Origin of the sequence: Frigoribacterium sp. VKM Ac-1396, assembly GCF_015350895.1 — a bacterium.
Taxonomy (GTDB): domain Bacteria; phylum Actinomycetota; class Actinomycetes; order Actinomycetales; family Microbacteriaceae; genus Frigoribacterium.
Map to the genome: position 1 here is coordinate 672,791 of NZ_JADKSD010000001.1, position 13,383 is coordinate 686,173.

General features: G+C 72.2%; 5 protein-coding genes and 1 pseudogene. All 6 read right to left on the minus strand.

What is annotated here, in order from left to right; genetic code table 11:
• Positions 1-84: 84 nt before the first annotated feature.
• Positions 85-1,914: a zinc-ribbon domain-containing protein gene (locus ITJ55_RS03165; protein WP_194594041.1), complete on the minus strand. Its 1,830-nt coding sequence runs from the start codon at positions 1,912-1,914 to the stop codon at positions 85-87.
• Positions 1,915-2,162: 248 nt separating this feature from the next.
• Positions 2,163-4,553: a transglutaminase domain-containing protein gene (locus tag ITJ55_RS03170; RefSeq protein WP_194594042.1), complete on the minus strand. Its 2,391-nt coding sequence runs from the start codon at positions 4,551-4,553 to the stop codon at positions 2,163-2,165.
• Complete coding sequence (locus tag ITJ55_RS03175; protein ID WP_370543991.1) at positions 4,550-6,013, minus strand: DUF58 domain-containing protein; 1,464 nt, start codon at positions 6,011-6,013, stop codon at positions 4,550-4,552. Before ITJ55_RS03175 ends, ITJ55_RS03170 begins: the two co-directional genes overlap by 4 nt.
• Positions 6,010-6,981 carry a MoxR family ATPase gene (locus tag ITJ55_RS03180; protein ID WP_194594043.1) on the minus strand — a complete coding sequence of 324 codons (972 nt, stop codon included), beginning with the start codon at positions 6,979-6,981 and terminating at the stop codon, positions 6,010-6,012. The genes ITJ55_RS03175 and ITJ55_RS03180 overlap by 4 nt, the downstream gene beginning before the upstream one ends.
• A gap of 36 nt (positions 6,982-7,017) precedes the next feature.
• Positions 7,018-12,837 carry a fibronectin type III domain-containing protein gene (locus ITJ55_RS03185; protein WP_194594044.1) on the minus strand — a complete coding sequence of 1,940 codons (5,820 nt, stop codon included), beginning with the start codon at positions 12,835-12,837 and terminating at the stop codon, positions 7,018-7,020.
• A pseudogene (locus ITJ55_RS03190) lies at positions 12,837-13,383 on the minus strand (serine/threonine protein kinase); the annotation flags it as partial. The pseudogene ITJ55_RS03190 and the gene ITJ55_RS03185, both read right to left, overlap by 1 nt.

Consider the following 13,383-nt stretch of genomic DNA (forward strand, 5'->3'; position numbering starts at 1 on the left):
ATCGCATCCGTCACCGCCCGTGGGAGGGACCTCGCGGTCCTGGGGACGATCAGCCTCTCGGCACGGGTGGGGACGAGGCGCGAGTCAGACGACGACGAAGAACTGTTCGCCGATCTCGACCCTGGTGCCTCGGGTCACCCGGACGCGGACGCCCGGATCGGCGCGGCGTGGCGGGAGGTCACGGGGCCGGACGACCGTGCCGTTGCCGGACCAGCGGTCGCTGATCCAGAGTGCGCCGCCTTCTTGCCCGAACTCGAGATGCGTCTTCGACACCGACTTGCCCGGATCGACGATGCGGACGAGCTGGTCGAAGCGCTCTCCCGGCTGGGGAGACGGCGCGCGCCCGACGAGACCGGTGCCGTCGATCGTGATGCTCTCCCCCGTGCTGAACTGCAGGACGAACTCGGAACCCAGGGCGGCCCGACGGACGATGCGCGTCTCGTCCACGTCGTCGTCCGAGGGCAGGTCGACGAGCGGACGCCGGGGCCGCCACGCCGGGGCAGACGACGACGACGGAGCAGGCGGGACGTCGGCCACGGTCGCCCGGGGCGTGACGGCCGGACGCTCGGCTCGGAAGCCGGGCACGTGGTCGACGGGATCGGGAGCAGGTCGAGCCGTCGCGCGCTCGTCGGCGTCGCGCCGCCCACCCGGGTCACCCGAGACGAAGCCGTCAGCGGCGTGGTCGTCCGCGGCGTGGTCGTCCGCGGCGTGGTCGTCCGCGGCGGGGCTCACGCCGGCCAGGTCGTCACCGGTACCCCGGTCGCCGGCCGCCTGCTCTCTCGCGCCGGGGTCGGACTGCGGGGACCGACGGCTCGTTCCGGGCTCGACGCGTGATCCGGTTCGATCGTGCGGACCCGTGCCCTCGTGCGCTGCGTCGTCGACGGGACCGCGGCGCCGGACGGAGGAGCCCTCGTCCGGACGCCATCCGGGTGGCAGAGGGACGATGGGCCCGGTGAACGAGAGGGCGACCGACTGGACGACGGCGCCGCATTCGCCACAGAAGATGTCGTCCTCGCCGATCGAGGCGCCGCACTGCGTGCACCGCTCGAGGACGAAGACCGCACCGGGTTCGACGAGAGGGGCCGGCTCGACGAGGGGAACGGGTGTCGATCGAGCAGGCTCGGCGGGCACGGGACGCTCGACGGGGTCGCCGACCCCACCGACCGGCGACGGCCGGGGGACGTCCGGATCGAGGGCTGCCACCGGTGCGGTGTCGCCGTCCTGCGGCAGGTCGGTCGGGGGGTGCACGAGTTGTGGGGGGACGGCGGTGGGAACGTCACGCTCGTCATCGTCCGGGTCGGCGTCCTCGCCGACGCGGCCGACGTCGCCACGGTCCTCCGACGGGTCGTGCCCGCCTTCGACGCCGGTCTCGACCACCTCGGAGGACTCCCCGCTGCCGGTCTCGATCTCGGGGCCGGACTCGATCCCGGTGCCGGACGGGGCCCCGCCCTCGGTCTCGGTCCCGGTCTGGCGTCGGGCCTGCTCGTCCGACGCCTCGGGTTCGACAGTCGGCGATCCGGGAGCCCGGTCCTCGGCGGTCGCGGGCGAGGGGCGGGCCTCCGCCTCGATCGGCGTCAGCGACGCCGTCCAGAGCGGAGCCGAGGTCGGCCGGGGCCCGTTCTCGGAGTGCCGGGCCGGCGACCTCAAGGGCGCCGGGGCGCCCGTCGCCGGAGGAGCCGGGGGGCTCATGGGACGGGAGGCACCCGTCGACTCGAGCCGCGCCTCCTCGGGGGCGACCGTCTCGGGAACGACTGTCTCGGGGGCGTCGGAGGCCGGCTCCGCGGCGCCGGTCGGGGCCTGGACGGGCCAGGCCGGGGGCTCGGGCGCGGAGGCGGGGGGCACGGGGCCCGGCCCGTCCACGGCCGGTCGGTCGTTCTCGGGTGTCGCCCGGCCGGTCTCGTCGGGGGTCGGCACGGGGGCAGCCTCGGCCTGTCGGTCACGCACCCACCAGGGGGGTTCTGCCCCGTCGCTGCGTCGAGGATGGGTCGTCGCCCGTGGGGCGGGCTCAGGGAGGTCGGCCGGAGTCGCCGCGTCGACGTGTTCGGCAGCCGCTGCGGCCCGCCGACGGCCGGCGGCGAGGTCTGCGCTCGAGACCGCCCGACCGCACTCGCCGCAGAACATCGCCCCGACGGGCAGGGGGCTGGCACAGGTGGGGCAGTACATCAGTTGTTCCTCTGGCGCTCGGGACGTGTGCGCCCATGGTAACCACGCAACGATCGGAGAGAGACCGCTGCCGCGAACCGTTGCCGCCTGGTGAGCCCCACGCCGAGGGCCCGACGCATCTCGGCGACGGCCGTCCAGACCCGGTCGGCGTCGGCCTCCGCCGGAGCGTTCGGCGAGAACACGGCCCGGTCGGCCACCCTGGCGAGCACGGCCGGACGCGACCCGCCGACCACGGCGGCGACCTCGCTCCGCGTCGCCGCGCGCGGGGTGACGATGCCGTGGTCGACCACGGCGTCCTGGAACTCGTGCCAACCACCGCTGATGCGGGCCGACGGACTGTGCGCCGATCGTCGTCGCCGCCGCCTGCGGGCCTTGAGGGCGACGACGGTGACGAACGGGGCCGCGAGCAGCCCGGCCACGAGAGCGCTCCAACCGGCGATGCGGGCGATCAGCAAGACCGTGGCCAACCAGGCCGGAGGGGTCTCGGGGTCGTCTTGCTCGGACTGGGGCGGGGTCTGGTCGTCTCTCACCTGGGGGTCCTGCGGCGGTGGCTGCACGACGGACTCGGGTCGCGAGATCTGGGTGGGGTCCTGCACCTGGTCCTCGGGGATCGGCCGCTCGGCGGGGTTCGGGTCGAGTGCGACCCAGCCGTACCGGGCGGTGTCGACCTCGATCCAGGCCGTGATGTCCGAGCCGGTCACCTCGACGGCGTCGCTCATGCCCCTCTCGCCCTCGCCGGTCTCAGGTGCGAAGCCCATGACGACCCGAGCCGGGAACCCCAGCTGGTCGGCCATCAGTGCCGCCGCGGTCGCGTACTGTTCGGCGTCGCCGATCATGACGGGATCGGTGAAGAGCTGCGCGATGCGGTCCGCCCCGTGCCCGGACCGGCTGACGGGCTCGTCGGCGGAGACCCCGTGGCTGACGTAGCCGTCCTCGCGCAGCGCGGCCAACGCGGCCTGCAGCCGCTCCCCCGGCTCCTGCAGGCCGGCGACGTCGTCCTCGAGAGCGGAAGCCAGTTCGTCGGGCACGTCCCGGGGCGTCGGCACCGTGGCCGTGCCCGGGGTGAGCGCGTCGAGGTCGTCCTCGCCCGGCTGACGGGGCACGACGGCCTCCAAGCGGTACGAGTCGCCCTGCTGCAGACCACCGAGGACGACCGCGGAACCCGTGACGTCGTTGTAGAAGAACGAATCGCGTCGGGCGTCCGCCGTGGGGCCCTCGAACGCCACGGACTCGAGCTGCCCGACGGTCGGCACCCAGAGCTCGTCGTACGCCTCGACCGTGACGTCGACCGTGCTCCGCTGACCGTCGACGGCCGTCTGGTCGACGGTGGACGGGACGCGCGTGAAGAACCCCGACGCGCTGTCGACCTCACCGCTGCCGACGCTGTAGACGACGCCGTCGTAGGTGTCGAGGGTGGCGATCCGAAGGCGTTGACCGTCGCGGAGCCCGGTGACCCGGAGCAGCGTCCCGTCGACGGCGGGCTCTTGCTCGTAGGCTCGGAAGCCGGAGAGCGGGCTGACCCGGTCCCGCGGGTCGAACGGCTGTTCGACGACCGTCCGCGCCACCGTGCGCGAGGTCGCCGGAGGAGCGGCCGAGACGGCGACCGTCCCGGCGGCGCCCGCGACCGCCAGCGTGGCGAGCGTCCCGACGACCGCCCGGACGACGACGGGTCGGTGGCCGGCCGAGACGCCGGGCACACGGGCCGTGAGCGCGTCCAGGGCCAGGCGTCGTCGACGGAGGCGCCACCAGACCACCCAGGCGATGACCGTCACGAGCACGGCCAGGCCCGTGACGCGGGGCCACCAGGCCTCGGCCGGGCCGAGCACGATCGCCGCGATCCAGACGACGACGGGGACCACGGACGCGAGTTCTCCGCGTCGGCTGCGCAGCGCCACCGTCAGCCCGACGACGGTGCCCACCAACACCAGGGCGAACACCGGCACGAGGAGGGCCTCGTAGCTGCCCACCGGCAGCGCGATGGTGACCAGGCGCTTCCAGCCGAGGGCTGTGGCCGAGACGAGCGTGAGCAGACCCCTCGCCGTGGGGAGCACCCCGTTCGAGGCCTGCGACGGCACGGCCAGGGGGACGCCGAGCACGAGGTACGCCACGAGCGTGGTGACGAAGACCCACACGCTGGATAACCTCAGGACGGCCGCACCGAGGGCGATTCCGGTGCCGACGACGAAGGCGACGAGGGCGAGCACGACGAAGGAGCCGCTGCCGTAGACCGGCCAGAACGTGGCTGTCGCGCTGCCGAGCGAGGCGGCGAACAGCCCCACGGCGGTGGCGGCGAACGGCGCCCGGAGTCGGGTCGGCCGGGCGCGTGACCGCACCCGGGGAGCAGGCGCGGCCACGCCGGTCGGCGCACGGACGCCGCCGTCGGGACTCATGCGCTGGCCGTCCGGGCGAGCGACTTCTGGAGGTCCTCGAGGTAGCCGATGGTCAGGACGGTGAGATCGGCGATGCGCCTCATGCCGGGGACCGTCTCCGGGTCGCACACGATAGCGACGGCCTCGACCCCCAACGGGAACTGCATCGCGGCAGCACGCATCTCGGTCACGGTCGTCGTCGACCCGACCACGAGGAAGGCGACCGAGATGCCCCCGATCTGGTCACCGGCCACGCGGGCGACGTCGGTGATGGCGAGAGCCGACTCGGCCGACGCGACAACGGCGAGCTCGTCGAGCAACCGGTTGCGCGTGAGGGTGCTCAGGGCGCGGATCGCGAGGTTCTTGCGCTTCGCGAACTCCGGGGTGGTCTCGCCCACGACGACGCTGACCTCGCGGGCGTCACGGATGGCGCGGGCGCCCAGCGATCCGGCGGCACTGACGGCGAGCTCGAACTCGTCCTCGTTCGCGAAGTCCCCGTCCGCCAGGCTCAGTGCGATGACGAGGTGGCTGCGACGGCTCTCCTCGAACTGCCGGACCATGTAGGTGCCGGTCTTGGCGGTCGACTTCCAGTGGATGTTGCGGCGTTCGTCGCCGGGTTGGTACTCGCGCAGGGCGTGGAACGAGATGTCGCTCGGCGACAGGTCGCGCGTCGGATTGCCTTCGAGGTCGCGGATGAGGCCGGTGCTCGTGCTGGGGATGCCGATGGTGCGGGGGTGGACGAAGACCTCGGTGACACCCGTCCACTCGATCTCGCGACGGGCGAGGCCGACCGGGTCTCCGCGGACGGTGCTCACCGGCCCCACCGCGACGACGCCCCGGCGCGTCGTGGGGAGGTCGAACGACTCGGAGACCTCGTCACCGGCCCGCAGGCTCGGCAGGTCGATCTCGGCGAGCCCCGGGCCGACCGGCACCTCGACGGCCACACCGAGGATGCGGCGCGCGCCCGCGTTGCGGACCCGCACGACCCCCGAGGCCGGAGCCCCGACGGCCACCCGCTCGTGGGGGATCTCGAGCGTGATGCGGACGGCGTTCCGACCGATCAGGGCGAGACCGGCCACGACCAACAGGACGACGACGGCGTACCCCACGACGACGAACTCGGCCCAGCCCAACAGGTAGCCGACGACCAGGGCGACGGGCGCGGCGACCAGGGCCGTCCAACCGAACGGCGTGACCACCGAGGAGGCGCTGGTGAAGGCCCGGCGGACGCTGCGGCGGGCCCCCCGGGTCGCCCTCACGAGCAGCACGAGCACGTCGGCACCGACCCCGGTGCGGTCGCCGACGATGCGGGTCCGGGCGTTGGTCAGCCCTTGTGTTCCCGTCGAGAACGACGAGTCGAAGCGCTGGTCGACCCCGCGCGAGCCACCTCGGGGCCGCGTGCGGCCGGTCCGCCCGGCGTCCGTGGTCGAACCAGGCGCGGACCGGGTGGCCCGGTCGGCCCTGCGGGGACGCTCGCTCACACGGCTACCCGTTCGGCGGGTGGCGCCGTCTCGATCAAGAGCTGACTGACGACGCTGGAGGGCGTGACGCCGTCGAACTCGGCCTCGGGGTCGAGCACGAGGCGGTGCGCGAGCACGGGCTCGGCCAGGGACTTGACGTCGTCGGGGATGACGTAGTGACGTCCGAGCGACGCGGCGTAGGTCTTCGCCGTCCGCACGAGGGCCAGGGCGCCGCGGACGCTCACGCCGAGACGGACCTCCTGGGCGGTCCGCGTCCCGTCGACGAGACGGGCGACGTAGTCGCTGATGGTGGGCTCGACGTGCACCGTCCGGGCCAGCTGCGCCATCTCGGTGATGACGCCGGCCTGGACGATCGGGTTGAGACTGCCCTCGTGCACCCGCGTGGCCGAACCCTCGAGGATGCGCACGGTGGCCGCGTGGTCGGGGTAACCGATCGACGTCTTCATGATGAATCGGTCGAGCTGGGCCTCGGGCAGACGGTAGGTGCCGGCCTGTTCGACCGGGTTCTGCGTCGCGATGACCATGAACGGCGACCCCACGGGGTGGCTGACGCCGTCGACCGTGACCCGGCTCTCTTCCATGACCTCGAGCAAGGCGGACTGGGTCTTGGGGCTGGCACGGTTGATCTCGTCGGCGAGAACGATGTTGGAGAAGATCGGTCCACGGTGGAACTCGAACTCACCGGCCTTCTGGTCGTAGATGCTGACGCCCGTGATGTCGCCGGGCAACAGGTCGGGCGTGAACTGGACCCGGTTGCTCGTCCCCTGGACGCTCTGCGCGATCGCGCGGGCGAGCGACGTCTTGCCCGTCCCCGGGAAGTCCTCGAGCAGCAGGTGCCCCTCGCTCAGCAGGGCCGTAAACGACAGCCGGACGACGAAGGTCTTCCCCAACAGCACCTGGTCGACGTTGGCCACCAGGCGCCCGAAGATGTCGCAGAACCAGGTCGCCTGCTCGGGGGTCATGCTCATCGTGTGCTGTCTCTCTCGTGGTGAAGGGTCACGTCGTCAGCCACAGCTTGCCGTGACCCAGGCGGACGCCGTCTGAGGATCGCCGGTCTCCGGAGCGACCGTCGCTCGCACGCGCACTCCTACGGCATCGGCAGGTACCGCGTTCTCGTCTTGCGGATCGGCGTCGACCCAGTTCGCGATGCCGAGGACGAGGGGCACGTTGTACTGGATCACGAAGGTCGTCGTGGTCGCCCCACCGGTGTTGCGGGGGTCGCTCGTGGTCAGACGGCCGGCGGGCTGACACGAATCGATGGTGCCGACCGTCTGAAGGGGCGTGACGCGCTGACTCGCGTCGGAGGTCAGGTTCGAACACGACGACGCGCGGCAGGCCCGGAGGATCACCGACGCGTTGCGCCCGTAGACGGACGAGTCGGCGAGCGAGGTCACGAACCCGTCGGCCGACGGCGTGGTCCAGTCCTTGTCGGCGAACTTCGCCTGGTAGAAGACACCGTCGGCGTCGCCGTCCACGCCGAGGTCCGTCACCCTCACGTCGAACTGGTCCCGGCCGTTGTTCTCGACGGTGACCGTTCCGCGCGCCTTGCCCGGGAGGCTCGCCACCGAGGTCGACGACGCGGAGCAGAAGACGGTGTTGTCGGCTTGGACGAAGTAGGTGTACCGCTTGCCGTTCTCCGCCGTCTTGTCGTCCGTGGGGCTCGAAGCCGACGAGGCGATTCTCGTCCGCGACGCCGAGCAGTCGGTGCCCGTGGACGTCCCCTCGCTCCGCCAGAGCGAGTAGGTCACCGGGGCGGAACCGGCGGCGGATGCCGGGGACCACGAGACCCTGATCGTCCCGTCGGCCTGGACCACGGCACTCGGCGCCGTCTGCCCGGGCGGACCGAAGGCCGAGGCCTGGGCGAGGTCGCTCCGTGCCCAGTCGGCGTCGCTGCTGACCTGCGCCGAGTTCCGTGCGAACACGCGGAACGTGTACTGCTGCCCCGGTGTGAGTCCTCCGACGACCGTGGACGTGGACACGGTGTCGCGCCGCGCCGGGGCGTTCTCGCCGGTCATCTCGATCGTGTAGCCGACGACGGCGGTGCCCGGGCTCGGCTTCGGAACCGGGTTCCACGAGAGTTGCAGTTCACCGGCGTTGGCCGTCGGCACGGCCTTGACACCGGTTGGCGCCGCGGGCACGTAGTCGGCGCTGTACGGCTCGCTCGAGGCGCTGGCGGCCGATTCTCCGATGCCGTTCACCGCGGTCACCGAGAAGCGGAACGTCTGCTCGGGGTCGAGGTCGGTGAGGGTGCAGACCGTCGCCAGGCCGCAGTCCTTCGTGTACGAGCCGCCGGCGGACCCCAGGCCCGTCAGGCGGTACCCCGTCAAGGGCGAGTTGTTGGCGGCAGGTGCCGTGTAGCTCAGCGTGAGTTGACCGCCGGTGAACGTGCCCGTCCGCACGGGAGCGTTGGGTGCGTTCGGGACGTCCTGGACGCTGATGGCCACCGTGCCCCAGACGTACCGGTCGGGGTCGTTCGTGACGTCGGCGACCTGGTACTGCAGGTTCGTGTCTCCGGGGGCCGCCGACGCGGCGACGGACACGGCGAGGCTGCGGTTGTCTCCGCTGGGGGTGATCGACACGCCTGCCGGCACCGACCCGCCGTTCAGCCCCCGGATGGCCACGACCCGCAGCGCCTGACCCGGGAACGGATTGGTCGCCTGGTCGTTCTGCAGCACGTCCACCGTCGTCGACGCACCGCGTCGCACGACGGCTCGATCGGCGGCCGGCTGGGCGAGAGGCCGCGTCGACCCCACCACGGACAGCGTCACGGTGCCCCCGCGGCCCTGGTTGAGTGCGTCGCTGACGGCGACGGGGAGCGACCGGCTCGTCCCCTTGACCGTGCCCGCGTCGGCCGACACGGTGAGCCGTGAGCCCGACAGGTCGAAGCCGAAGCCTGCCACGCCGCCCTGGTCGACGGAGTAGGTCAACTCGTCGAGGTCGTCGGGGTACGGGTAGGTGGTCAGGCGGTCGAGGTCGAGCGTCCGGGACTGCCCGGGCTCGAGGTCGACCGAGACGCCGTTGAAGACCGGGGGCTGGTTCTCGCGCGAAGTCACCGTGATCGGCAGGACGAGCGACGCGGTCCGACCGTCCGGGTCGTCCGCCGACCGCCCGTCGGTGACCTGGAACGAGATGGAGGCCGTGCCCGAGAACAGGTCGGCCGAAGTGAAACGGAGGGTCGTGTCGTCGACGACGAGGTCGTCTCCGTTCGAGTTCGTCGCCCGGACCGTCCCCGGGTCGGTCAGGCGCACCCCGTTCGTCCCGGCCGAGATGACGTACCGGTTGAGGTCGATCGTGACGGCCTTCTCGCTCTCGACCGAGACAGGACGGACCGTCCGGTCGATCTGCGGCAGGGCGTCGTCGAAGCCGGGCACCACGATGAAGGCGTAGGCACGGACGCCCGGGTCGTCCTTCCGGGCGACGGAGAACGGGATGATCTGGCTCGAGTCGGTGATCCTCACGGTGACCCGCGAGTTCGGCGTCACCTCGGCCGTCGTCCCGAAGCCCGGCTCGAGCGCGAGGTCGAGTCGGGACGTGCTGCCGTCCGAGAAGAAGACGTTGGTCAGGGGGTTGACGGTGACGGTCTGGCGGCCGGCGATGTCGCTCAGCCCGAGGACCGTGTCGTCGGCCAGCGGGTAGTTGAGCGGAGCGTCGGGATCGACCGTGACCGTGACGAACGTGGAGCTCTGCCCACCTTGCTGGTTCGACACGGTGTAGACGAGGCCGTACGTCCCCGGGGACTCGGGGGGTGTCACCGACACCATCGTTCCCGACACCACCTTGGCGACGATGCCTTCGCCGTTGGGCTCGACCGTGTCGACCGACAACGCGCCGCCGTCGGGATCGGAGTCGTTGTCGAGCACGCGGACGGTGATCGAGCCGCCGGGACGCATCGTCACGGCGTCCGCGACCGCGATCGGGTTGCGTGAGCCGTCGGCGCGCGTCGAGATGCCCACCCGCACGGTGCCCGTGGCCCGGGCACCCAAGCCGTCGACCACGGTGTAGGTGAACGAGTCGGTGCCCGCCGAACTGGCGTTGGCCTGGTATTCGACGTAGTCCGTCCCGACCGTCGAGACGCTGCCCTTCTCGGGGTTCGTCCCGACCCCGAGCAGCTGCACCGAGTCACCGTCCGGATCGATCCCGTCGAGGGGGATGCCGACGCGGACCGTCTCGCCGGCGACGACGCGTGCCGTCACCGCCTGGGGTGCGGGGGCGGCGTTGCTTCCGGCGTCGACCTCGCGGACCGCGATGGCCACCTGGGCCGACGCCCGCTGCCCGTCCGGGCCCTCGACGGTGTAGGTCGCCGTCACGTTGCCGGGGCTCGACGGGGCGAGGTACCGGAGGCGGTTGCCCGAAGCGAAGAGCAGCCCGCTGCCGGCGGGCACGTCGGTCTCGAGCCGGGGCACCAGGGAGAGTTCGTCTCCGTCGGGTTGCTCGTCGTTGGCGAGCACGTCGACGTCGATGGAGTCGCCGACCCGGACGGTCACCTGGTCGTCGGTCGCGATCGGGGGCTGCGTGATCGCCCGCCGAGGGATCTCGACGACGGTCACGGTGCCGACCGCGGACGCGAGGCCGTTGCTGACGGTGTAGCCGAAGGTCACCGGCCCGTCCTCGAGGGGCGCCGTGAGCGTCACGCGCGCGTATCGCTGGTCGAGTGTCTCGACCTTCACGCCGGACGAGACGGGCACGGCATCGGTCGCCGTGAGCATGAGCACGTTGTTGGCGGGATCGCGATCCGTCGCCACGACGTCGAGGGTCTGCGTGCCGAGGGTCTCGACGAAGACGGTCTTCGGTGTGGTGATCGGTGGCGTTCCGGCGTCCGGCGGCGACTGGACGTCGATGCGGACCGTCCCCGTCGCGGTCTGGTCGCCGTCCGTCACGGTGTATTCGAGGAGGTGCGTGCCGGGCGCGTCGCTGGAGAAGCGGAAGGTGCCCTGCTCGTAGTTGGGAGTGACGGTCACGTCCGCCTTGGCCGGCACGCTGTTCAGCTTGATCGTCCCCGTGCCGCCCCGGGCGTACGAGAGGGGCCGCACGGTGAGCTGCTGGCCTGCGTAGGCCTGTTGCGAGAACGCGAGGGCCTCGAGGGGCACCTGCCCGGTTCCCATGATGCTGATGGCGAGAGACCCCCGCCCCTCGTCGCGACCGTCCGAGACGGTGAGCGGCACGTCCACGGCCGCCTCGCCCGCGCCGGCGTCCTGGTACACGACGTCCCCCGACGGCTTGTACGACACTCCCGCGGCCCCGCCCGCGGAGGTGAGGTAGAACGCGTCGCCGTCGGGGTCGACCCAGTCACCCAGCACCGACGACGTGACGCGCCCGGACGACGACACCGCCGCCGTCGTGTTCCGCACCTGCCCGGGAGGCGAGTTCTCGGCCGCCTGACGGACGGTGACGGTGACGGTGGCCGTCGCCTGGCCGCCCCGGCCGTCGGTGATCGTGTAGTCGAACGCGAACGAACCCGAGGCGGTGTCGGCGAGCGTCAGGAGCACCTGCTGACGATCGTTGACGAGGTCGATCCGCCCCACCGAATCGTCGAGCGTCTCGGTCTGCTCGACGACGAGCGGGTCGCCGTTCGGGTCGTAGTCGTTCAACAGCACGGGCAGGGTGCTCGCGCGCCCCGGACGGGCACCGAAGGCGTCGTCGACGGCGACCGGGGCCTTCTGGTCGGGGTCGAGCTCGGGAGGCTGGTCGTCGTCGTTCTCTTGCTGCTCTTCTCGATCGCGGTCTTCTTGGAAGAGGTCGGACCAGTTGTCGATCAGCTGGCCGGCTCGTTGCACGGCCCACGACCGCCCGGTCGCCGGATCGTTCAGCACGACGCGGCCCTCGTTGACGTCGAAGACGAGGTCTGCCCCTCCGGGCACGTCGTCGAGGGCGAGGACTCCCCCGCGCGACGACGCGCAGTCGCTCCAGGCCGAGCCGCCGGCCCAGGCGGCGAAGCGGCAGTCGTCGACGAGGACGGGCCGCGTCGGCTTGCCGTCACGACCGTCGACCACCTCGGTGACCCGGTCCCCGTCGAACGAGACGGACAACAGACCGGTGGACGTGGCGACCAGCACGCCGTCGCCCGTGTCGGAGCCGGTCTGCAGGGCGAGTCCGCCCGAGAGCCGATCGGACAGGTCGACCTGACGGCCGTCGACGACCAGGGCCCCTGCACCGGTGTCGAGGACCGCCCAGTGGTCGCCGACGGTGGCGACCTGGTAGCCGGCCGACGATGCGGCCGGAACGTCGTGGGTCTCGGCGACGTCGGGCGACGTCGTCCCGTCGAAGACCGAGACCTCGCCGGTGTCGGTGGAGTAGGCGGCGACCGTGCCCTCGGGCGTGACGCTGGTGACCAGGCCCTTGCCGAGGCTCAGGTCGGGATCGACCTCGTTGCTGAACGACGACAGGTCGGTCAGGGGCTGGCTCCACACCTCGCCCGTCCCCTGCGAGACGATCAGTGCACGGTCGCCCGCGAGCGAGACCTCGGGCGACTCCGGCGGCAACGGGACGCTCTCGGCGATCTCGGCCGTCGCCGTGTCGACGACGCCGACCGTGGCGTTGCCTCGGTCGACGAGCAGGACGTCCTGGTCCCGCTGGGCGACCGAGATGTCGGCCCCGCTGCTGCGGACGGCCGAGTTCAACTGGAGCACGTCGGTGTTCGCCCGCCCGATCGCCGCCCGCTCGCCGTTGGCGACCCACACCGTGCCGTCGGACAGGTCGAGACGCTGGGCCTCGTAACCGGAGCTGGCGACGGCGACCGTGGTCACGAGCGTGGCCACCACGAGCACGCCGACGCCGGTCACGACCGCGGACCGCCGTCGCGTGGCCCAGTCGAGCAGACGCCCCATCAACCCTGGCCCGCCGTCGCGCAGTTCTCGTTGCTGGTCGGCCCGGTCGAACCACCACGGCTGACCGTGACGGTGATGCAGACCTCGTCGCGGGGATCTGCGGGCGTGGCGACGAAGCGGTCGGCGGACTGCTGGCTCGTCTGCCCCCCGGTCGAGATCACGTAGGTGTCGCCCGCGCGGAGACCCGGATCGCTCCAGGTGAAGACGACGGACGACCCGTCGCTCGACGACGCGACGTCGGCCACCCGCGGGATCTCGGTCGACGTCGACCGGACCAGCACGAGGGTCGCCGTGGCGGCCAGGCCGATGCCCACGACCGCCGCCGCGACCAGCGACCAGACGACGACGAGCATGGTGCGGCTCCGCGCCGGTCGGGTGCCGGTGCTGCGGGGCACCGCGCGACTCTGCTGCAGCGAGGCGCCCTGCTGCGCCTGGACCTGGGCCTCGGTGGCACGACGCCGCCGACGGCGACGCGAGGCCTGCACGGGCGTGACCCCTCGGAGGCGCGTCTTGTCCTCGAGGTCGGCGACGGTGGCCAGGGCCCAG